The sequence below is a fragment of the Pseudomonas sp. MWU318 genome (genome assembly GCF_016756945.1).
GTDB lineage: Bacteria > Pseudomonadota > Gammaproteobacteria > Pseudomonadales > Pseudomonadaceae > Aquipseudomonas > Aquipseudomonas putida_A.
In genome coordinates this window covers 113,895-136,807 of record NZ_JAESJL010000006.1, presented here as the reverse complement: position 1 = coordinate 136,807, position 22,913 = coordinate 113,895, and the positions used below count along the sequence as shown (strand labels likewise).

15 protein-coding genes and 2 pseudogenes are annotated in these 22,913 nt (G+C 61.0%); 11 read left to right on the top strand and 6 right to left on the bottom strand.

What is annotated here, in order from left to right; translation table 11 throughout:
* Positions 1 to 9: 9 nt before the first annotated feature.
* Positions 10 to 1,494, bottom strand: a complete 1,485-nt coding sequence (gene putP / locus JN524_RS15895) for a sodium/proline symporter PutP (protein WP_202369943.1) — start codon at positions 1,492 to 1,494, stop codon at positions 10 to 12.
* A 457-nt stretch (positions 1,495 to 1,951) separates the two neighbouring features.
* Here putP and putA point away from each other — a divergent pair, with 457 nt between their 5' ends.
* A complete protein-coding gene (gene putA, locus JN524_RS15890) occupies positions 1,952 to 5,905 on the top strand; it encodes a trifunctional transcriptional regulator/proline dehydrogenase/L-glutamate gamma-semialdehyde dehydrogenase (RefSeq protein WP_202369942.1) in 3,954 nt (1,317 codons plus the stop codon).
* Between the two features lie 260 nt (positions 5,906 to 6,165).
* On the top strand, positions 6,166 to 7,968 hold the full coding sequence (locus JN524_RS15885) for an acyl-CoA dehydrogenase (RefSeq protein WP_202369941.1): 1,803 nt from the start codon (positions 6,166 to 6,168) through the stop codon (positions 7,966 to 7,968).
* Positions 7,969 to 8,059: 91 nt separating this feature from the next.
* On the opposite strand, the gene JN524_RS27550 is transcribed toward JN524_RS15885, so the two are convergent.
* The 4 genes and pseudogenes from JN524_RS27550 to JN524_RS15870 all read right to left on the bottom strand — a co-directional run bounded on the left by JN524_RS27550 (position 8,060) and on the right by JN524_RS15870 (position 10,626).
* Complete coding sequence (locus tag JN524_RS27550) at positions 8,060 to 8,791, bottom strand: methyl-accepting chemotaxis protein (protein ID WP_428984994.1); 732 nt, start codon at positions 8,789 to 8,791, stop codon at positions 8,060 to 8,062.
* A gap of 135 nt (positions 8,792 to 8,926) precedes the next feature.
* Positions 8,927 to 9,952 (bottom strand): annotated as a pseudogene (locus tag JN524_RS27545) (cache domain-containing protein); the annotation flags it as partial.
* 144 nt (positions 9,953 to 10,096) lie between these two features.
* Entirely contained in the window at positions 10,097 to 10,399 is a 303-nt protein-coding gene (locus JN524_RS15875; protein WP_135294803.1) for a cell division protein ZapA, read from the bottom strand.
* Positions 10,396 to 10,626, bottom strand: coding sequence for a hypothetical protein (locus JN524_RS15870; RefSeq protein ID WP_003220969.1), 231 nt, complete (start codon positions 10,624 to 10,626; stop codon positions 10,396 to 10,398). The genes JN524_RS15875 and JN524_RS15870 overlap by 4 nt, the downstream gene beginning before the upstream one ends.
* A gap of 248 nt (positions 10,627 to 10,874) precedes the next feature.
* On the opposite strand from JN524_RS15870, the pseudogene JN524_RS27540 reads away from it, so the two are divergent.
* From JN524_RS27540 to trxC, 6 genes and pseudogenes are all read left to right on the top strand, one after another.
* Positions 10,875 to 11,627, top strand: a pseudogene (locus JN524_RS27540) (MCP four helix bundle domain-containing protein); the annotation flags it as partial.
* Positions 11,628 to 11,657: 30 nt separating this feature from the next.
* Positions 11,658 to 12,530, top strand: coding sequence for a methyl-accepting chemotaxis protein (locus JN524_RS27535; RefSeq protein WP_371917813.1), 873 nt, complete (start codon positions 11,658 to 11,660; stop codon positions 12,528 to 12,530).
* Positions 12,531 to 12,729: 199 nt separating this feature from the next.
* Positions 12,730 to 14,472, top strand: a complete 1,743-nt coding sequence (locus tag JN524_RS15860) for a potassium/proton antiporter (protein WP_202369939.1) — start codon at positions 12,730 to 12,732, stop codon at positions 14,470 to 14,472.
* Positions 14,473 to 14,506: 34 nt separating this feature from the next.
* Entirely contained in the window at positions 14,507 to 17,860 is a 3,354-nt protein-coding gene (gene mscK / locus JN524_RS15855) for a mechanosensitive channel MscK (protein WP_202369938.1), read from the top strand.
* A gap of 48 nt (positions 17,861 to 17,908) precedes the next feature.
* Positions 17,909 to 19,372: a protein adenylyltransferase SelO gene (gene selO / locus JN524_RS15850; RefSeq protein WP_202369937.1), complete on the top strand. Its 1,464-nt coding sequence runs from the start codon at positions 17,909 to 17,911 to the stop codon at positions 19,370 to 19,372.
* 80 nt (positions 19,373 to 19,452) lie between these two features.
* Positions 19,453 to 19,887 (top strand): thioredoxin TrxC, encoded by a 435-nt coding sequence (gene trxC / locus JN524_RS15845; RefSeq protein ID WP_202369936.1) that lies wholly within the window; start codon positions 19,453 to 19,455, stop codon positions 19,885 to 19,887.
* A gap of 131 nt (positions 19,888 to 20,018) precedes the next feature.
* Here the strand turns inward: trxC and JN524_RS15840 are convergent, their stop codons facing one another.
* Positions 20,019 to 20,789 (bottom strand): ParA family protein, encoded by a 771-nt coding sequence (locus tag JN524_RS15840; RefSeq protein WP_202369935.1) that lies wholly within the window; start codon positions 20,787 to 20,789, stop codon positions 20,019 to 20,021.
* 362 nt (positions 20,790 to 21,151) lie between these two features.
* Between JN524_RS15840 and JN524_RS15835 the strand changes: the two genes are divergently transcribed.
* From JN524_RS15835 to JN524_RS15825, 3 genes are read left to right on the top strand one after another with little or no spacing between them, the layout of a single operon-like run.
* A complete protein-coding gene (locus JN524_RS15835; protein ID WP_202369934.1) occupies positions 21,152 to 21,871 on the top strand; it encodes a beta-ketoacyl synthase chain length factor in 720 nt (239 codons plus the stop codon).
* Positions 21,847 to 22,653 carry a lysophospholipid acyltransferase family protein gene (locus JN524_RS15830; protein ID WP_202369933.1) on the top strand — a complete coding sequence of 269 codons (807 nt, stop codon included), beginning with the start codon at positions 21,847 to 21,849 and terminating at the stop codon, positions 22,651 to 22,653. The genes JN524_RS15835 and JN524_RS15830 overlap by 25 nt, the downstream gene beginning before the upstream one ends.
* Positions 22,637 to 22,912: a phosphopantetheine-binding protein gene (locus JN524_RS15825; RefSeq protein ID WP_127648661.1), complete on the top strand. Its 276-nt coding sequence runs from the start codon at positions 22,637 to 22,639 to the stop codon at positions 22,910 to 22,912. The genes JN524_RS15830 and JN524_RS15825 overlap by 17 nt, the downstream gene beginning before the upstream one ends.
* Position 22,913: the final 1 nt, after the last annotated feature.

The following is a 22,913-nucleotide window of genomic DNA, read 5'->3' as shown; positions in this document are numbered from 1 at the left end:
CTCAATGCATCACTTGTTCAGGTGGAAATCTTTTTCCGCCGCTTCAAAGCGCTGCACCATGCCTTTAGTTGGCTCGCCCATTTTGCTGACGATGTAGATCGCCAGGCTGGCGAAGATGAAGCCCGGGATGATTTCGTACAGACCCATCACCTCGAAATGCTTCCACACCACCACGGTGATGGCGCCGACCAGGATGCCGGCAAGTGCGCCGTCACGGGTCATGTCTTTCCAGATCACCGAGATCAGCACCACCGGACCGAACGCGGCACCGAAACCGGCCCAGGCGTAGGACACCAGGCCCAGTACGCGGTTTTCCGGGTTGGCGGCCATGGCGATAGCGATCAGCGCCACCAGCAACACCATCACGCGGCCGACCCACACCAGTTCCACCTGGGAAGCGGATTTGCGCAGGAAGGTTTTGTAGAAGTCCTCGGTCAGAGCGCTCGAGCACACCAGCAACTGGCAGCTGAGGGTGCTCATCACAGCGGCGAGAATCGCCGACAGCAGGACACCGGCAACCCACGGGTTGAAGAGAATTTTTGCCAGTTCGATGAACACCCGCTCGTGGTTCTCGGTGACTGGGCCGGCCACTTCCGGGTGCGCCGAGAAGTAGGCGATACCGAAGAAACCCACGGCCACGGTGCCGCCCAGGCACAGGATCATCCAGGTCATGGAGATGCGACGGGCGTTGGCAATCGACTTCACCGAGTCAGCAGCCATGAAGCGCGCGAGGATGTGCGGTTGACCGAAGTAACCCAGACCCCAGCCCATCAGCGAGATGATGCCGATGAAGGTGGTGCCCTTGAGCATGTCGAAGTTGCTCGGATCCTGAGCTTCGATGGCGAGGAACGTGGTATCGACGCCGCCGGTGGCCAGCAGCACGATGATCGGCGTCAGCAGCAGGGCGAAGATCATCAGCGTGGCTTGTACGGTGTCAGTCCAGCTCACCGCGAGGAAACCGCCGACGAAGGTGTAGGCAATCGTCGCCGCAGCACCGGCCCACAGCGCCGTCTCGTAGGACATGCCGAAGGTGCTTTCGAACAGACGGGCGCCAGCCACGATGCCGGAAGCGCAGTAGATGGTGAAGAACACCAGAATCACCACCGCCGAGATGATGCGCAGCAGGCCGCTTTTGTCTTCGAAACGGCTGGAGAAGTAGTCCGGCAGGGTCAGGGCATCGCCGTTATGCTCGGTCTGCACGCGCAGACGGCCGGCGACAAACAGCCAGTTCAGGTAGGCGCCGACGATCAGGCCGATGGCGATCCAGCTTTCCGACAGACCGGACATGTAGATAGCACCCGGCAGGCCCATCAACAACCAGCCGCTCATGTCGGAAGCACCGGCAGACAGAGCCGTAACGACGCTGCCGAGGCTGCGGCCGCCAAGAATGTAGTCAGAGAGGTTATTGGTGGAGCGATAGGCCATGAAGCCGATCAGCACCATTGCTGCGATGTAGATCACGAACGTGATCAGTGTTGGATTGCTTACGCTCATTAAGTTACGCCCTGGCTTTGTTTTTATGTTGCAGCGGTGATTGATCGCCCACAAACGAGGACGTTTGGCAGACGAAACGGGATCCCGCGCATTTAGGACTGATGTTTCCCCAGGAAAGCCACCAGCCGATGCACCGGGTATTCCCGGTTGCACCTTGGGCGCGAATGCTATGCAACAAAGTAAAAAAGGTGCAACCAGTTTCTGGCGATTAAGTTGCACCTAGTCGGATATACCGATAAATATGCCGTTTTTGCTCCTTTTTAGCGCAGTCACGGCGCTCCGCTAGAAGTAAAAGCATCAAGCAGGAGCGGCACTTCAGTACCAGAAAATAATTCCTGACGAAGCGTTTATTTTTCCGACAAAAAAAGGGTTGCACCCGGTTGCACCTCTTCCGGCGCACGGCTAATCTTGCCGCCAGCTGATGCCACGCAACTGTGGCAACCATGAGGATAAAAATATGGCTACCACCACCCTTGGGGTCAAACTCGATGACCCGACCCGCGAGCGCCTGAAGGCTGCCGCGACCTCGATTGATCGCACACCGCACTGGCTGATCAAGCAGGCAATTTTCAATTACCTGGAAAAACTCGAGGGTGGTGCAACCCTGACCGAACTGAACGGTTTGACCGCCAAAGACAGCGATGACGCTGGCGAAGTCCATACCGATCACGCCCACCAGTGCTTCCTCGAATTCGCTGAAAGCATCCTGCCGCAATCGGTACTGCGCGCATCGATCACCGCTGCTTACCGTCGCCCTGAGCCGGAAGTGGTGCCGATGCTGATCGAACAGGCACGCCTGCCGGCACCGATGGCCGACGCCACCAACAAACTCGCCGCGACCATCGCGGAAAAACTGCGTAACCAGAAAAGTGCCGGCGGTCGTGCAGGCATTGTTCAGGGCCTGCTGCAGGAATTTTCCCTGTCGTCCCAGGAAGGCGTGGCACTGATGTGCCTGGCCGAAGCACTGCTGCGTATCCCGGACAAAGGCACTCGCGATGCGCTGATCCGCGACAAAATCAGCACCGGCAACTGGCAGCCGCACCTGGGCAACAGCCCATCGCTGTTCGTCAACGCCGCGACCTGGGGTCTGCTGCTGACCGGCAAACTGGTGTCGACCCACAACGAAGCCGGGCTGACTTCGTCGCTGAGCCGGATCATCGGCAAGAGCGGCGAGCCGATGATCCGCAAGGGCGTCGACATGGCCATGCGTCTGATGGGCGAGCAGTTCGTCACCGGCGAAACCATCGCCGAAGCGCTGGCCAACGCGAGCAAGTTCGAAGCCAAGGGCTTCCGTTATTCCTACGACATGCTCGGTGAAGCGGCGCTGACCGAACACGACGCGCAGAAGTACCTGGCGTCGTACGAACAAGCCATCCACTCGATCGGCAAAGCCTCCCACGGTCGTGGGATTTATGAAGGCCCGGGTATTTCCATCAAACTGTCGGCACTGCACCCGCGTTACAGCCGTGCACAGTACGAACGCGTGATGGACGAGCTGTACCCGCGCCTGCTGTCACTGACCCTGCTGGCCAAGCAATACGACATCGGCCTGAACATTGACGCCGAAGAAGCCGACCGTCTGGAGCTGTCGCTGGATCTGCTGGAGCGCCTGTGCTTCGAACCGCAACTGACCGGCTGGAACGGCATCGGCTTCGTGATTCAGGCTTACCAGAAGCGCTGCCCATACGTGATCGACTACGTGATCGATCTGGCTCGCCGCAGCCGTCATCGCCTGATGATCCGTCTGGTGAAAGGCGCGTACTGGGACAGCGAAATCAAGCGCGCCCAGGTCGAAGGCCTGGAAGGCTATCCGGTCTACACCCGCAAGGTGTACACCGACGTTTCCTATATTGCCTGCGCGCGCAAACTGCTGTCGGTGCCGGAAGTCATCTACCCGCAGTTCGCGACGCACAACGCCCATACCCTGTCGGCCATTTACCACATTGCCGGTCAGAACTATTACCCGGGCCAGTACGAATTCCAGTGCCTGCACGGCATGGGCGAACCGCTCTACGAGCAGGTTGTCGGCAAAGTTTCCGAAGGCAAGCTGAACCGTCCGTGCCGCGTGTACGCACCGGTCGGTACCCACGAAACCCTGCTGGCGTACCTCGTGCGTCGTCTGCTGGAAAACGGCGCGAACACCTCGTTCGTCAACCGCATTGCCGACCAGTCGATTTCGATTCAGGAACTGGTGGCCGATCCAGTGGCGCAGATCGAGCAGATGGCGACCGTGGAAGGTGGTTTCGGCCTGCCGCACCCACGCATTCCGCTGCCGCGTGACCTGTACGGCGCCGAGCGCGCCAACTCCGCCGGCATCGACATGGCCAACGAACATCGTCTGGCCTCGCTGTCCTGCGCCCTGCTCGCCACTGCGCACAACAACTGGAAAGCCGCACCGATGCTCGGTTGCGCTGCCAGCAACGAAGCCCCGGCGCCAGTGCTGAACCCGGCGGATCACCGCGATGTAGTCGGTCACGTGCAGGAAGCTACCGTCGAAGACGTCGACAACGCGATCCAGTGCGCGCTGAATGCTGCGCCAATCTGGCAGGCTACCCCGCCCGCCGAGCGCGCGGCGATTCTGGAGCGTGCCGCTGACTTGATGGAAGGCGAGATCCAGCCACTGATGGGCCTGCTGGCCCGTGAAGCCGGCAAGACCTTCGCCAACGCCATTGCTGAGGTGCGCGAAGCGGTCGACTTCCTGCGTTACTACGCGGTGCAGGCGCGCAACGATTTCAGCAATGACGCCCACCGCCCACTGGGTCCGGTGGTGTGCATCAGCCCGTGGAACTTCCCGCTGGCCATCTTCAGTGGTCAGGTCGCTGCCGCACTGGCCGCCGGTAACCCGGTACTGGCCAAACCGGCTGAGCAGACGCCGTTGGTTGCCGCGCAAGCCGTACGTTTGCTGCTGGAAGCCGGGATTCCCGAAGGCGTGCTGCAACTGCTGCCGGGTCGCGGTGAAACCGTCGGTGCCGGTCTGGTCGGTGATGAGCGCGTCAAAGGCGTGATGTTCACCGGTTCCACCGAAGTCGCGCGTCTGCTGCAACGCAACATTGCTGGTCGTCTCGACAGCCAGGGCCGTCCGATTCCGCTGATCGCCGAAACCGGCGGGCAGAACGCGATGATCGTTGACTCCTCGGCGCTGACCGAACAAGTGGTGATCGACGTGGTGTCCTCGGCCTTCGACAGTGCCGGTCAGCGTTGCTCGGCCCTGCGCGTGCTGTGCCTGCAGGAAGATTCCGCCGACCGTGTCATCGAAATGCTCAAAGGCGCGATGGCTGAAAGCCGTCTCGGCAACCCTGAGCGTCTGTCCGTGGACATTGGCCCGGTGATCGACGCCGAAGCCAAGGCCGGTATCGACAAGCATATCCAGGCCATGCGCGACAAAGGTCGCAGCGTGTACCAGGTGGCTATCGCCGACAGCGAAGAGGTCAAACGCGGCACCTTCGTCATGCCGACCCTGATCGAGCTGGAAAGCTTCGACGAACTGCAACGCGAGATCTTCGGCCCCGTGCTACACGTGGTGCGCTACAAGCGCAAGGACATCGACCAGTTGATCGGCCAGATCAATGCGTCCGGTTATGGCCTGACCCTCGGCGTGCACACCCGCATCGACGAGACCATCGCCAAGGTGATCGACAACGTCAACGCCGGTAACGTCTACGTCAACCGCAACATCGTCGGTGCCGTGGTCGGCGTGCAGCCATTCGGCGGCGAAGGCCTGTCGGGTACTGGCCCGAAAGCCGGCGGTCCGCTGTACCTGTACCGCCTGCTGTCGACCCGTCCTACTGACGCGATCGAACAATCCTTCGCTCGCGTTGATGCAGCCGTCGCCCCGGACGTGCGTCTGCGTGATGCCATGAGCAAACCGCTGAACGCCTTCAAGGCCTGGGCCGAGAGCAACCAGTACGCCGAACTGAGCACACTGTGCGTGCAGTACGCCGCGCAATCGCAAAGCGGCATCACCCGCGTGCTGGCCGGCCCGACCGGCGAGAAGAACAGCTACGCGATCCTGCCGCGTGAACACGTGCTGTGCCTGGCGGACGTCGAAGGCGATCTGCTGACCCAACTGGCGGCGGTATTGGCTGTCGGCGGTTCGGCGGTATGGCCGGAATCCGACATCAGCAAGGCCTTGTTCGCACGCCTGCCGAAGGACGTTCAGGCGCGGATCAAACGGGTTGCCGACTGGCACAAGGATGAAGTGGTGTTTGATGCCGTGCTGCATCACGGTCATTCCGACCAGTTGCGTGGTGTCTGCCAGCAGATTGCCAAGCGTGCCGGTGCGATCGTTGGCGTTCAGGGCCTGTCCCAGGGCGAGACCAACATTGCGCTGGAGCGTCTGGTGATTGAGCGGGCGTTGAGCGTCAACACCGCGGCGGCGGGTGGTAATGCCAGCCTGATGACCATCGGCTAATACCGATAACCCGGCACCTGCAAAAGGTGTCCGTTTCAGCAGAAATCCCTGTGGGAGCTGGCTTGCCAGCGATAGCGATGTGTCAGCCAGCATTAATGTTGACTGATCTGCCGCCATCGCTGGCAAGCCAGCTCCCACAGTTGTTTTGGAGTGTTTGTTAAGTCGGTGCTCGGCTCCAACATCACCGTCATCAATCATCCTGTTCAGCCTTTATCAGCAAGCCTAGACTCGGCCCAACCCCCATTTTCAGGTAGGCCGCCATGTCCGAGACGCTGCTCAGTTCCCGTAATCTGGCTTTCGAGCTGTACGAAGTCCTCGATGCCGAGGGCCTGACCCGGCGTGAGCGCTTCGCCGAACACAACCGCGAGACCTTCGACGCGGCCATCGGCACCGCCCGCAGCATCGCCGAGAAATACTTCGCGCCGCACAACCGCAAGGGCGACGAGAACGAGCCGCGCTACGAGAACGGCCAGGCGATGCTGATTCCCGAAGTGAAACCGGCGGTGGACGCGTTCCTCGAGGCCGGCTTCCTCAATGCCGCGCGCAGCTTCGAAGCCGGCGGCATGCAACTGCCGACACTGCTGTCGCAAGCCTGCTTTGCGCATTTTCAAGCGGCGAACGCGGCGACCACCTCCTACCCGTTCCTGACCATGGGCGCGGCCAACCTGATCGAAAGCTTTGGCACCGACGAGCAGAAACAGCGCTTTCTGCAACCGATGATCGACGGGCGTTTCTTCGGCACCATGGCCCTGACCGAACCGCACGCCGGCTCATCGCTGTCGGATATTCGTACCCGCGCCGAGCCGACGTCCGACGGCACTTATCGCCTCAAGGGCAACAAGATCTTCATTTCCGGCGGCGATCATCCGCTGTCGGAAAACATCGTGCACATGGTCCTGGCCAAACTGCCGGACGCGCCGCCAGGGGTGAAAGGGATTTCGCTGTTCATCGTGCCGAAGTTTCTGGTCAATGATGACGGCAGCCTCGGCCAGCGCAACGATGTGCTGCTGGCGGGGCTGTTCCACAAGATGGGCTGGCGCGGCACCACTTCCACCGCGCTGAACTTCGGCGATAACGGCGAGTGCGTCGGCTATCTGGTGGGCAAGCCGCACCATGGTTTGAGCTACATGTTCCAGATGATGAATGAGGCGCGGATCGGCGTCGGCATGGGCGCGGTGATGCTCGGTTACGCCGGTTACCTGTACTCGCTGGAGTACGCCCGCGAACGCCCGCAAGGCCGAGTGCCGGATAGTAAGGATCCGAGCACCGCGCCGGTAGCGATCATTCAGCACGCGGACGTCAGACGCATGCTGTTGACGCAAAAGTCCTACGTCGAAGGGGCGTTTGACCTCGGCCTGTACGCGGCGCGGCTGTTCGATGACACCACCACGCTGGAAACCGAAGCCGAGCGCAAACAGGCGCATGAGCTGCTGGACTTGCTGACGCCGATCGTCAAATCCTGGCCGTCGGAGTTCTGCCTGAAGGCCAACGAACTGGCGATCCAGATTCTCGGCGGCCATGGCTACACCCGCGAATACCCGGTCGAGCAGTACTACCGCGACAACCGCCTGAACCCGATCCACGAAGGCACCCACGGCATTCAGTCGCTGGACTTGCTCGGGCGCAAACTGGCGCAGAACGGCGGCGCCGGATTGAAGCAACTGATCCGTCTGATCGCCAACACCGCCGAGCGCGCGACCGCGTATGAATCGCTGACCGCACTGCGTGAGCCACTTGAGAAACTCGTGGCGCGCCTGCAAGCGGTGACCATCGGCCTGCTGACCGATCTGGCGCAGGGCAAGGTCAACAGCAGCCTGGCGAATTCGGCGCTGTACCTGAAAGTGTTCGGGCACACGGTGATTGGCTGGCGCTGGCTGGAGCAGGCGATTCGGGCTGAGGAAGGTTTGGCCAAAGGCAATGCGGCGGATGCTGACTTCTATAAGGGCAAGCTACAGGCGGCGCGGTACTTCCTGACGTGGGAAGTGCCGGGTTGTCATCATGAACTGGCGTTGCTGGAGGCGCGGGATGATACGTGCCTGAACATGCAGGATGCGTGGTTCTAAAAGCAAAAGATCGCAGCCTTCGGCAGCTCCTACAGGGAACGCATTCCAATGTAGGAGCTGCCGAAGGCTGCGATCTATTGATCCTGATCCTTTAGCTCAACTTGAACCCACCCATCTGCCTTGCCAGATCATCCGCCAGCTTCTGCAACATCTGACAATCCTCACGACACGCCCGCACTTCGCCCGCCGTGGCTCGGGCCAGATCGGAAATTCCCTGCACGTTGCGGTTGATCTCTTCAGTCACCGCCGACTGTTCTTCCGTCGCGGTCGCAACCTGATGGTTCATGTCACTGATGCGTTCGACCTGCCCGGTGATCGCGGTCAACGAAGCGCCAGTACGCTGGCTCGACTCAACCCCGGTACCGGTCGCCGCCTGGCCGGTGCGCATCGATGACACGGCATTCTCGGCGCCTTGTTTGAGGCTGCCGATCATTTGCTGGATTTCGTCGGTAGACGCCTGAGTCCTGCGCGCCAAAGTGCGCACTTCATCCGCCACCACGGCAAACCCGCGCCCCATATCTCCGGCGCGCGCCGCTTCAATCGCCGCGTTGAGCGCCAGCAAGTTGGTCTGCTCGGACACGCCGCGAATCACCGCCAGCACCGAATCGATCGACGCTACCTGATGCGCCAGCTCTCCCACCGCGCCCGCCGCTACGCCAATCTCATCGGACATGCTTTCGATATGACGGATCGAACCGCCGACCACCTCCCGCGCCTGCAGCGCTTCATCGCGAGCAGTTTGTGAAGCCAGCGCGGCGTTGCCGGCGTTCTGCGCGATTTCCTGAACGGTCAGTCCCATCTCGTGCACCGCCGTGGCGACCATGTCGGTCATTTCCTGCTGGCGCCCGGAGCGTTCGGCGGTGTTTTCCACCACCTTCGCCACCTGCCCGACGGCTGTGCGCAGACGTTCGCTGGTGGTCAGCACTTCACCGATCAGCCCGCGCTGGCTGTCGAGAAAACGGTTGAAGCCGCGCGCGAGATCGCCCAGTTCATCGGCGCGACTGGAATCTAACCGATGGGTCAAATCTCCACCGCCGCTACCGATCGCTACCAGCGCGGCTGTTACCTGACGAATCGGTCGCACCAGCCCTTGGGCCAGCCACACCACCAGCGCCAGGCACACCAGTGCCACCGCCAGACCGATGCCGCCGCTCATCCACATCGCCTTGCGGGCTTCGGCGTAGATCTGCGATTGCGGCACTTCGGCCACCAGCGTCCAGCCCAGATCACGCAGCGGCAGGCTGAAGGCGAGGAAGTCTTCGCCATCGCGCTGGAAGGAACTGCTGGTGGCAACTTTTTGACCCATGACCGCTTGCGCAGCCGACGCGCCAATCTGCTCCGTGAGGGTGCGCTTGCCACTGAACTGCGCCTCGGGATGGACCTGGATCAAACCGTCGGAACGCACGAGATAGACCTTGCCGCGCTCGCCAAAGCTGAAGTTGTGGATCAGCTCCGACAGCTCTTTCATGCTCAGGCCCAATCCTGCCACGCCGACCACTTTACCGGCCTGCTCGACCTTCAAATCGATGAACAGCGCCACTTCTCCGGTGGCGCCGTCGTTGTCGATATTCAGGGTGCGCGGCTGATGGCTGTCGAGAAAGGAATAGAACCAGGCATCGGCCGGTTTGGCCCGATTGAGGGTGCGGTCGAGGCCCTTTTCGGTGATGTAGTGATTGGAGTCGGTGCCGATGATCAACGCGGTGAAAGCTTTATGTTCGGCGCGGATGCCTTCCAGATACTGCGCAAAAGCCGCCGTTTTGCTGCTGTCTTCACCTGAAGCCAGCCAGTCGCGCACCATGGAATTGCTGGCGATGTCTTTGGCGGCGGTCAGGGGTTGGACGAGGATGCGTTCGATGTCGTTGCGCGTCGCTTCGATGCTCGACGGCAGCGCTTGTTCGACCAGATAGCTCTGGGCGAGGCGGTTGACCACCAGGGTATAAATGCCAACCACGATCAGGATGCTGACCAGCAGGGCGGTGCCCATGCTGAGAATCAGCTGCCATTGAATACTGCGTCGCCACAACTGCATGGAGCACCCCCAAAGAATAAGTGGCCGAAACAATGCAACAGCCGTGCCGATTGTATACAACCCGATCGACAATCTATTCTTTGGTTGTGCGCAACCCTATCAGCCCTGACTGATGGTCTTGGCGATGGTGTCGACCGTGGCGCTGACTTGCTCTTGGTAACGGTCGAGTTCTTCCTGGTGCTGCTTCTTCATTTCGATCTGCTGCGAACACAGGTTCATCGCTGCCAGCACCAGCAAGCGGTCACCGATCAGCGTCGGGTATTTGCGTTTGGTGTCGGCCAGTGCGGCCTTGAGCATCAGTGCGGCGTCCAGCAGGGTCTGTTCTTCCCCGGCCGGTGCCTTGATCGAATAGTCCTCCCCGAGAATGGAGATGACTTTTACCCCTGCTGTGTGGTGGTTCATGCGCTGACAGGACCTGCGTTGACGCGATCAACCAGAGCCTGGATGCGTGCAGCGGTGGCGCCGTGCTTCTCTTCCTGTTCCATCAGGCTCAGTTGCAGGCTTTCGTTTTCATCCTTGGCCTGGGCCAGTTCCGTGGACAGGGTCTGGTTGGTTTGCGTGAGGGTCTGGTTCTGTTGCACCAGGTCGCTGACGAGCTGTTCCAATTGGCTGAGGGATGCTTCCAACATTTTGATCTTCCAGGCGTTTTTCAAAGGGCGCGTACGATAAAGAAAAGTCACTGCGGATGCCAGGGTTATACCGGCGCAAGGCCTTGATTTTCCTGGCGGCCGACCGTTCTCGCGAGTTTAAAAGACTGTGATCTGCCGATCTGGTTCCTGCACTTCGTCGCTCAGGCCCATATGCGACAAATACGCACAGTGCCTCAAGACTTTAGTCGTATGACCGATAAGTCATCCATACAGCAGTCTCAGCCCGCATGGATGCGGCCCTTTTTGGTATCCGCGCCATGTCCCTTCGCAATATGAATATCGCCCCCAGGGCGTTCACCGGCTTTGCCCTGATCGGCGGCCTGATGCTGATTCTCGGCGTGTTCGCCCTGAACCAGATGAGCAAAATCCGCGGCGCCGCCGAGGACATCACTAACAGCAGTGTGCCAAGCATCAAGAACCTCGACGAGTTCACCCAACTGACCTTGCGCCTGCGGGTGCTGTCCTACCGCTTGCTGGTCAACCGCGAGCCGGACGTGCAGCAGAAGACCATGGAACTGCTGGACACCCGCAACCAGCAGATCCGCGCCGCCCAATCGGCCTATGAACCGTTGATCAGCGGCCCGCAGGAACGCGCAGCCTACGATCAATATGTGCAGTTGCTGGGCCAGTACCGTCAGATCGAAGACCGGATGAAAACGCTGTCGCGCAACAATCAGGTGGACGAGCTGCGCAACCTGCTCAACACCGAGTTGCTGAACAACTCCGAAGCGATGAACACTGTGCTCAACCGCCTGATGCAGATCAACGGCGAGCAGATCAGCCAGACCAATCAAGAGGCTGTCGACCAGTATTCCTCGGCGTTCAATCTGGTGGTCACCCTGCTGGTCGTGGCGACCGGCCTGACCTTCCTGTTCGCCTGGCTGCTGACCATCAGCATCACCAAGCCGATTTCCAAAGCGCTGGACGCGGCGGAAACCATCGCCGAAGGCAACCTGACCCAGCCGATCCACGTCGACGGCACCGACGAAGCCGGGCGTCTGCTGGCGGCCATGGCCAAGATGCAATCGAAGCTGCGCGACACCTTGCAGCGCATCTCCGGCTCGGCCACCCAGCTTGCATCTGCAGCGGAAGAGCTGAACAGCGTCACCGACGAAAGCGCCCGTGGCCTGACTCAGCAGAACAACGAAATCGAACAGGCCGCCACCGCCGTCAACGAGATGACCAGCGCCGTGGAAGAAGTGGCGCGCAACGCGGTCAGCACTTCGGAAGCCTCGAAGAACGCTACCACCTCGGCGGGTGATGGCCGTGATCTGGTACAGGAAACCGTCAGCGCCATCGAACGCATGAGCGCCGATGTGCAGAGCACTGCGACCCTGATCGGCGATCTGGCGAATGAATCCCGAGACATCGGCAAGGTGCTGGACGTGATTCGTGGTCTGGCGGATCAGACCAACCTGCTGGCCCTGAACGCGGCAATTGAAGCGGCACGTGCCGGTGAAGCCGGTCGCGGTTTTGCCGTGGTGGCCGACGAAGTGCGTGCGCTGGCGCATCGCACCCAGCAGTCGACCAGCGAAATCGAACGCATGATCGGCAGCATCCAGAGCGGCACCGAACACGCCGTGGATTCGATGCGCAACAGCACCGAGCGCGCCGAATCGACGCTGAACATCGCGCGGGGTGCCGGGATGTCGCTGGACACCATCAATACCGCGATCGTCGAGATCAACGAGCGCAATCTGGTGATCGCCAGTGCCGCCGAAGAGCAGGCGCAAGTGGCCCGCGAAGTGGATCGCAACCTGGTGAACATCCGCGACCTGTCGGTGCAATCGGCCACCGGCGCGAATCAGACCAGTGCGGCGAGCAACGAGCTGTCGCGCCTGGCGCTGGATCTGAACAACATGGTCGGGCGTTTCAGCCTGTAATTTTTACAAGCAAAAAGATCGCAGCCTGCGGCAGCTCCTACATGGGATCGATTTACACCCTGTAGGAGCTGCCGCAGGCTGCGATCTTTTGATCTTGAAAAAGCTTTTTGACAGCATCACATTTCAACAGGTTAGAATCGCTGGCACGCAGACTGCATGGTCAGTTTGTGCCCGTCTTTACGCTTCTGGAGTACTGCCTTTGAATGCGACGACCATCAACAGCCTGTTCTTGATCGGCGCGTTGCTGGTAGGTGCGAGCATTCTTGTCAGCTCACTTTCCTCCCGTCTCGGCATCCCCATTCTGGTCATCATCCTCGCGGTCGGCATGACGGCCGGGGTCGATGGCGGCGGGATCATTTTCGATAACTACCCGACGGCCTATCTGGTCGGCAACCTCGCACTGGCGGTGATCCTCCTCGACGGTGGCTTGCGCACCCGCGTTTCGAGTTTCCGCGTGGCCCTGTGGCCGGCGCTGTCGCTGGCGACGGTTGGGGTGCTGATCACCACCGGGCTCACCGGCATGGCCGCGGCGTGGCTGTTCGACCTGAACCTGATTCAGGGCCTGTTGATCGGCGCCATCGTCGGCTCCACGGACGCCGCCGCAGTGTTCTCGCTGCTCGGCGGCAAGGGCCTCAACGAACGGGTGACCGCCAGCCTGGAAATCGAATCCGGCAGCAACGACCCGATGGCGGTGTTCCTTACCGTAACCCTGATCGACATGCTCGCCAGCGGCCAGACCGGCCTGCACTGGAGCCTGTTGACCCACCTGATCCGCGAATTCGGAATCGGTGGCGTGATCGGCCTGGGCGGTGGCTGGCTGATGCTGCAACTGGTCAACCGGATCAACCTCGCCACCGGCCTGTACCCGATTCTGGTGATCGCCGGCGGTCTGGTGGTGTTCGCCCTGACCAACGCCCTGCACGGCAGCGGCTTCCTTGCGGTGTACCTGTGCGGTCTGGTGATCGGTAACCGCCCGGTGCGCAGCCGTCACGGCATTCTGCACATGCTCGATGGCATGGCGTGGCTGGCGCAGATCGGCATGTTCCTGGTGCTGGGGCTGCTGGTCACTCCGCATGACTTGCTGCCGATCGCCCTGCCCGCCCTCGGCCTGGCGCTGTGGATGATTCTGTTCGCCCGGCCGCTGTCAGTGCTGGTCGGCCTGCTGCCGTTCAAGGCATTCCACGATCGCGAGAAAGCGTTTATTTCCTGGGTCGGGTTGCGCGGCGCGGTACCGATCATTCTCGCGGTGTTCCCGCTGATGGCCGGGTTGCCGAATGCGCAGCTGTACTTCAACCTCGCCTTCTTCATCGTGCTGGTGTCGCTGCTGGTGCAGGGCACAAGCCTGCCATGGGTGGCCAAACTGTTGAAGGTAACGGTTCCGCCGGAGCCTGCGCCGATTTCCCGTTCGGCACTGGAAGTGCACATCACCAGCGAGTGGGAGCTGTTCGTTTACAAGCTCGGCGCCGAGAAATGGTGCATCGGTTCACCGCTGCGTGATTTGAAAATGCCTGAAGGCACGCGCATCGCAGCACTGTTTCGTGGCCAGCAACTGCTCCATCCGTCGGGTAGTACGGTGCTGGAAGTCGATGATTTGCTGTGTGTTATCGGCCATGAACACAACCTTCCGGCCCTTGGCAAACTGTTCAGCCAGGCGCCACAACGCGGCCTCGACCTGCGCTTCTTCGGTGACTTCGTGCTCGAAGGAGACGCCCAGCTTAAAGCGGTTGCAGCGCTTTACGGGTTACCGGCCGAGGGCATCGATCCGGACATGACCCTGGGTGCGTTCATTGCCCAAAAGGTCGGGGGTGCACCGATCGTTGGCGACCAGGTGGAGTGGAACAACACCCACTGGACGGTCGCGGTCATGGACGGGAACAAGATCGGCAAAGTGGGCGTCAGATTCCCCGAAGGAAGTCGCCCGGGTCCCGGTCTCTTCCTCTAAACTGCGTCCACTCTCACTTGCTCGACCGGTCTATATGCCTACCCTGCGCTCTTTCTTGTTTGCGGCCCTGCTGGGCCTGAGTCTTTCCGTCGGCCCGCTGTATGCAGCCGAACCGCCGTCCAGCGAAGCCGTGCAGGCCAGCCTCGACAAACTGGCCGACAGCAAACTGCCGGATGCCGACAAAAAGAGCCTGCAGACAGTTCTGCAAAATACCCTCAATCAGCTCAACAACCGGCGTGATTACGACCAGAAGCTGATCGACCTCAAGCAGCAACTGGCTTCCGCTCCGCGGCAGACCATCGAGAACACCCGCGAACTGGCACGCCTCAAGGCCACGGCGGTGGTACCGGTGGCGCAGCGCTTCAGCAAAGAGTCGATCCAGCAGCTGGAGCAGATCCTCACGGATCGCTCGACCCAGCAAAGCGACCTGCAAAAGGCCCTGGCCGATGCCAACAGCCTGATCATCACTGCCCAGACCCGTCCTGAGCGTGCACAGGCAGAAATCTCTGCCAGCCAGACGCGCATCCAGCAGATCAACAACATCCTCAAATCCGGCAAGGACGCGGGCAAGACCGTCAGCGCCGAGCAGCGCGACCAGTTGAACGCCGAGCTCGCTGCGCTGAACGCGCTGATCCCATTGCGCCGTCAGGAACTTGCCGGCAACAGCCAGTTGCAGGATCTGGGCAACAGTCAGCATGACCTGCTCTCGGAGAAATCCGACCGTCTCGACCGCGAGATCCAGGAACTGCAGACCCTGATCAACCAGAAGCGTCTGGCGCAATCTCAGGAAACCGTGACCCAGCAGTCGATCGAGGCGCAAAAGGCCGGCGGTAGCAGCCTGCTCGCCACCGAAAGTGCGGCCAACCTCAAGCTCTCCGACTACCTGCTCAAAAGCACCGACCGCCTCAACGAAGTCACTCAACAGAACCTGCAGACCAAACAGCAACTCGACAGCCTGACCCAAAGCGACTCGGCCCTCGACGAGCAGATCAACGTGCTCAAGGGCAGCCTGCTGCTGTCGAAGATTCTCTATAAGCAGAAACAGGCGCTGCCCCGGCTCAAGGTCGACCGCGATCTGGCGGACCAGATTGCCGACATTCGCCTGTATCAGTTCGAAGTCAGCCAGCAGCGCGAACTGCTGAGCAATCCGGCGACCTACGTCGACAACCTGCTTTCCACCCAGCCGCCGGAACAAGTCACCCCGCAGTTGCGCAAGAGCCTGATGGAACTGGCCAACACCCGCGCCGACCTGCTGGAGCGTCTGAACCGCGAATTGAGCGCGGTGCTCAACGAATCGATCACCCTGCAACTCAACCAGAAACAACTGCTGAGCACCGCGCAAAGCCTGCGCGCGACTCTCGACGAGCAGATGTTCTGGATTCCCAGTAACAAGCCGCTGGACACCGAATGGATTCGCGACGTGCCGGAGCGGCTCAAGCGCCAGATCGACACCTTGCCGCTGGCATCGAGCCTGAGCGAGCTGACCGACGGCCTGACCCAGCGCCCGTTGCTATTCCTGCCGCTGGCCTTGCTGATCGGCGCTCTGCTGTGGCGGCGCAAGGCGCTGTATGCGCGACTGAACAAGGTTCACCAGGACATCGGGCACTTCAAGCGTGACAGCCAGTGGCATACGCCACAGGCGATTCTGATCAACATTCTGCTGGCGATGCCGGTGGCGCTGGGTCTGGGTCTGTGCGGTCTGGCCCTGCAGATCGACGCCCGCGGTCAGAATGCCAATATGGGCGCGGCGTTGCTGCAAATGGGTCAGGCGTGGCTGGTGTTCTACACCGCTTACCGGATTCTCTCGCCGGGTGGCGTCGCCGAGTTGCACTTCCGCTGGGACAAACCCCAGGTCGAGTTCCTTCAGGGCTGGATCCGCCGCCTCGGGCTGGTGGTGATGGCGCTGGTGACCGTGGTGGCGGTGGCGGAACTGCAACCGGCGGCGCTGGCCGACGACGTCATCGGCATGCCGGTGGTCCTGACCTGCTACGCGCTGATGGCATGGCTGCTCAGCCGCCTGCTGATCAGCAGCCCGGCCCACGAAAACACCTCGCTATTCCGCAAGGCCGTCGGCGTGATGTTCACCCTGCTGCCGATCGCCCTGTTCGTCGCGGTGTGCTTCGGCTACTACTACACCGCGCTGAAACTCAGCGATCGGTTGATCAACACCCTGTACCTGCTGATGTTCTGGCTGGTGATCGAAGCCACCTTCGTCCGTGGTCTGGCGGTCGCCGCACGCCGCCTGGCCTATCAGCGCGCCCTGGCCAAACGTCAAGCGGCGAAAGAGGCCGGCGACGGCGAAGCAGTCATCGAAGAGCCGACGCTGGACATCGAAAAGGTCAACGAACAATCCCTGCGCCTGATTCGTCTGGCACTGCTCGGCGGCTTCATCGCCGCGCTGTACTGGGTCTGGGCCGACCTGATTTCGGTGTTCTCGTACCTCGACAACATCACCCTCTACGAATACACCAGCGGCACTGGCGCCAACATGAGCATGGTGCCGATCAGCATCGGCGACATGCTCGGCGCGCTGATCATCATCGGCATCACCTTCGCCCTGGCGCGCAACCTGCCGGGTCTGCTCGAAGTGTTCGTGCTGTCGAAACTCAATCTGGCGCAGGGCAGCGCCTATGCGACCACGACGTTGCTGTCCTATGTGATCGCCGGTGTCGGTTTTGTCTCCACCTTGTCGACCCTCGGCGTCAGCTGGGACAAGTTGCAATGGCTGGTGGCGGCGCTGTCGGTCGGCCTCGGTTTCGGTATGCAGGAGATCTTCGCCAACTTCATCTCCGGCATCATGATCCTGTTCGAGCGTCCGGTGCGGATCGGCGACACCATCACCATCGGCAACCTGTCGGGCACGGTGAGCAAGATCCGCATCCGCGCCACGACCATCACCGATTTCGACCGCAAGGACATCATTGTCCCGAACAAGACGTTCATCACCGGGCAACTGATCAACTGGTCGCTGACCGATACCATCACCCGCGTCACCTTGAAGCTGGGCGTGGATTACGGCTCCGACCTGGATCTGGTCAAGGAACTGCTGCTCAAGGCTGCCCGGGAAAACCCGCGCGTGCTCAAAGAGCCCGAGCCGCACGTGTACTTCCTCAACTTCGGCGAAAGCACCCTCGACCACGAACTGCGCATGCACGTGCGTGACCTCGGTGACCGCAACCCGGTGATCGACGAAGTGAACCGCTTCATCAACCGCGAGTTCAAGAAGCAGCACATCAACATCTCATTCCGCCAGATGGAGGTGTACCTGAAGAACCTCCACGGTCAGGAATACAAGTTGGTGCCGATCGAGGACGAGAACAAAACCATCGTACCGATCGGCGCCGAGCAAAAGCCGTTGCAAGAGCCGCCGCCGGCCAAACTCGACTAACCGGTCTGATCCCAGCAGAATGCTCGGACATTCTGCTGGAGCCGGCCCTTGAAAGCCCTCGACGAACTGACCTTCGACAATCGCTTCGCCCGCCTGGGCGATGCGTTCTCCGCCCATGTGCTGCCCGAGCCGATCGACAACCCGCGTCTGGTCGTCGCCAGCCCGGCAGCCCTGGCCTTGCTCGATCTTGATCCGGCAACCGCTGAGACTCAGGAATTCGCTGAACTGTTCGGCGGCCACAAGCTGTGGGCCGATGCCGAGCCGCGGGCGATGGTCTATTCCGGGCACCAGTTCGGCGGCTACACGCCACAACTGGGTGATGGTCGCGGGCTGTTGCTCGGCGAGGTCTACAACAACGCCGGTGAACACTGGGACCTGCATCTGAAGGGCGCCGGGCAGACGCCGTTTTCGCGCATGGGCGATGGCCGCGCGGTGTTGCGTTCGTCGATCCGCGAATTCCTTGCCTCTGAAGCGCTGCACGCGCTGAACATCCCGTCTTCACGTGCCGCCTGTGTGATTGGCTCCGACACTCCGGTGTGGCGCGAAAAGCAGGAACGCGCGGCGATGGTGCTGCGTCTGGCGCCAAGCCATGTGCGCTTCGGCCACTTCGAGTATTTCTACTACACCAAGCGTTCCGAGCAGCAGAAGCTACTCGGCGAACACGTATTGGCGATGCACTATCCCGAGTGCCTGGAGCAACCGGAACCGTATCTGGCGATGTTCCGCGAGATCGTCGAGCGCAATGCCGAACTGATCGCCAAGTGGCAGGCCTACGGCTTCTGTCACGGGGTGATGAACACCGACAACATGTCGATCCTCGGCATCACCTTCGACTTCGGCCCGTTCGCCTTCCTCGACGATTTCGACGCCAACTTCATCTGCAACCACTCGGATGATCAGGGCCGCTACTCGTTCAGCAACCAGGTGCCGATCGGCCAGTGGAACCTCAGCGCTCTGGCCCAGGCCCTGACGCCGTTCATCAGCGTCGAAGCCCTGCGCGAAACCCTCGGCCTGTACCTGCCGCTGTTCCAGGCGCACTACCTGGACCTGATGCGCCGCCGCCTCGGCTTCACCACCGCCGAGGATGACGACCAGAAGCTGCTCGAAGACCTGCTGCAACTGATGCAGAACAGCGGCGTCGATTACACGCTGTTCTTCCGCCATCTCGGCGAAGAGTCCGCAGAGCAGGCTGTCGCCCGCTTGCGCGATGACTTCGTCGACATCAAAGGCTTCGATGCCTGGGGCGAGCGCTACGTGGCGCGGGTTACCCGTGATGGCGACAGCAATCAGGAACAACGCCGCACACGGATGCATGCAGTCAATCCGCTGTACATCCTGCGCAACTACCTGGCGCAGAAGGCCATTGATGCCGCCGAACAAGGCGACTACTCCGAGGTGCGCCGACTGCATGCGGTGCTAAGCAAACCGTTCGACGAGCAGCCGGGGATGGAAGGTTATGCCGAGCGGCCGCCGGAGTGGGGCAAGCATCTGGAGATCAGTTGTTCGTCTTGAGGCTCCGGACTCAACCTTGATAAACGCCTCGTACGACTCCAGATCAGTCGTACGAGATATCAACTTAAACCGAGCCCGTCATGACCACTCCACTCCTAATCCCCTGCCCCGCCTGCAACGGCCTCAACCGCATCCCCGCCGAACGCCTCGCCGACCAGCCAAAATGCGGGCGCTGCAAGTCCGAGGTTCTGCTGAGCAAGCCGTTCGAACTCAAGCAAGGCGATTACGCCAGCCAGATCAAGGGTGATCTGCCGTTGTTGGTGGATGTCTGGGCGGACTGGTGCGGGCCGTGCAAGTCGTTTGCGCCGGTGTTCGAGCAGGCGGCGGCGCAGTTGGCGGGCAAGTGCCGGTTGGCCAAGCTCGACAGCGAAGCCAATCAGCAGTTGTCGGCGCAGTTGGGGATTCGCTCGATTCCGAGTTTGATTCTGTTCAAGAACGGTCGGGAAGTGGCGCGCCAGAGCGGGGCGTTTCCGTTGCCGCAGTTGATGGCGTGGCTGCGTAGCCAGGGTATCTGACCCAACACAAATTCAATTGTAGGAGTGAGCCTGCTCGCGATGGCGCCCGTTCAGTCAACAGAGATGTTGAACGTGCTGGCCTCTTCGCGAGCAGGCTCGCTCCCACAGGAGGGTGGGGTGCAATCCGGAAATCAGTTATCTTCGAGCAGGTTGTGCAGCTCGACGAACTGCTGCGTCAGCTTGTGCCGTGGGTCGAGGTGGATCAGCGGGGTGCTGGCCTGGTGCGACTCACGCATGCGCACCGAGCTGTTCAGGTACACCGGCAGCACTGGCAAGCCCTCGGCAATCAGCTCATCGAGGATCTGCTGCGGCAGGCTGGCCCGGGCTTGGAACTGGTTGACCACAATGCCTTCGACCTCCAGGCCTTCGTTATGGTCTTCCTTCAACTCTTCGATTTCCGCCAGCAGGCCATACAGCGCCTGGCGCGAGAAACTGTCGCAATCGAAGGGAATCAATACCCGATCGGCGGCGATCAACGCCGACACCGCATAAAAATTCAGTGCTGGCGGCGTATCGAGATAAATCCGGTCGTATTCGCCATCCAGCTCATCGAGCAATTTTCGCAGTTTGTTGATCTTGTGCTTGGCCTCAAGCTTGGGCTGCAGATCGGCCAGCTCGGCGGTGGCGGTGATAATGTGCAGGTTGTCGAACGGGGTTTCGTAGATGTCGGCCTGGTTTTTCTTCGAGAACGGCCCGGAAGACAGGGTCTGCTTGAAGAAGTCGGCAATGCCCATCGGAATGTCATTGCCGGTGAGCCCCGTCAGATACTGGGTGGAGTTGGCCTGGGCATCAAGGTCGACCAATAGCGTGCGATAGCCCTCGCTGGCACTCACCGCCGCCAGATTGCAGGCAATGCTGGATTTGCCCACGCCACCTTTCTGATTGAACACCACGCGCCGCATGACAAAACCTCCGTGTATCAAAGAATGACCGAGTGTAGTTGCCTGTGCGTGCGCTTCGCTACCTTCAACGACGCGGACTACAGAGTCAGGCGCAAAAATCAGCGGGCACAGCGGGCAAAAACCTCCCGAGTGCGCTGATATGCCCGACAGACAAATCCCGCACGATCCGGATAATGGCCAAGTGACAGTTTTTCCGCGAACCACTCGGTACATTTCGTTGCGCAAAACGTAACCAACATTTGCTACACACTCGTCGCACCGGGATAATGCGCGCCACCCGGCGCCCAGCGCCACCTCAGGTCAGCCGTGGCTTTGGCGACCCAAAGCGTCATAAAAAGCCCGCAGGGGCGGGATGAACATCCGTGATCAACTTCAACATCGCCCAATGGCGCGCGTGGGCCCCGGGGCTCGACAGCGTGGACGCGTGGCAGGCCTGGAGCCGAAAACCGGCCGTACTCCCGGGCAGCGATGCCGCGCCCGATGTGTCGTTTCTGCCAGCCATGCAACGCCGGCGCCTCAGCCGTCTGGCGCGGATGGCGTTCAGTGTCGGCTGGCCGCTGGCCGACGGACGGGAGAACCTGCCGCTGGTGTTTGTTTCACGACACGGCGAAACCCCGCGCACCTTCGAGATCCTCAGTGACCTGGCCAAGGACGAGCCGTTGTCGCCGACCCAGTTCAGCCTGTCGGTGCACAACGCGATCATCGGTCTGTGGTCGATCATGCGCGGCGAAACCAGCGAAATGACGGCCCTGGCGGCCGCAGGCGATGGCCTGGAACACGGCATCCTCGAAGCCGCTGCCCTGCTCGCTGAAGGCGCTCCGGCGGTGCTGCTGATCATCACCGAAGAACAGCCGCCCGAGGCCTATTCGCAGTGGATCGACGACGTGCCGTTCCCCTATGCGCTGGGTTTGCTGCTCACCCCCGGTACCGACTGGCGGCTGACCCTGAACAGCGGCCAGAAAGCTGTGTCCAAAGCGCACTGGCCACACGCGCTGAATCTGTTGCGCACCCTGCTCGGCCAGCAAACCCATTGCCAACATGCCTGGAAAAATCGTGTATGGACCTGGCAACGCAACCCGTGACCGAGAAGAACCGCGACGCCTATTACTGGCGCCTGCTGGCCACTGCCGCCAGTTTCACCCTGTTCGGGCTGGGCGGACTGTGCCTGCGCATACTGGTATTTCCGCTGCTCGGTTGCTTACCGGGTGACGCACTCAAGCATCGTCGGCGCGCGCGGCAGACTGTCAGTCGGCTGTTCTGGTTTTTCGTGCGATTCATGGCCCGCACCGGAGTGCTGACTTATGACATTCAAGGGGCGGAACGCCTCGGTCGGCCGGGGCAGATGATCATCGCCAACCACCCGTCGCTGATCGACGTGGTGTTCCTGATCGGCCTGGTGCGCCAAGCCAATTGCGTGGTGAAGAAAAGCCTGTGGGAAAATCCCTTCACCCGCGGCCCTCTGCGCCGCACCGAATACATCAGCAATGACGGCAGCATGGACATGCTCGACGCTGCCGCCGAGTCGCTGCAAAACGGCCAGACGCTGATCATTTTCCCCGAGGGCACGCGCACTCAACCCGGCCAGGCGCCAGCCTTTCATCGGGGGGCTGCGGCGATTGCCCTGCGCGGTGCGAAAATCCTTACGCCAGTGGTCATCAAGGTCAGCCCGACTACCCTGACCAAGGCCGAACCCTGGTATCGCATCCCCCACCGCCGCGTGCACTTCAGTTTTCGTGTCGGGGCCGATATAGATCCACAGACTTTCGCCACGCAAGGCCCGGCACCGCAGGCCTCGCGCAAGCTCAATGATTATTTGCACTCTTACTACATTAAGGAGCTCGCCGAAGATGAGCGATCTGAATAACCCTGGCCTGGTGCGCGACATCAAACTGCTGATCATCGATGCCCTGGGCCTCGAAGACATCAGCGTCGACGACATCGGTGACGAACAGACGCTGTTCGGCGAAGGCCTGGGCCTGGATTCCGTCGACGCACTGGAACTGGGTCTGGCGATCCAGAAAAAGTACGGCATCAAGATCGACGCCGACGCCAAAGACACCCGTAACCACTTCACCAACGTGGCGAGCCTTGCGGCATTCGTCACGGCAAAACAGGCAGCTTGAG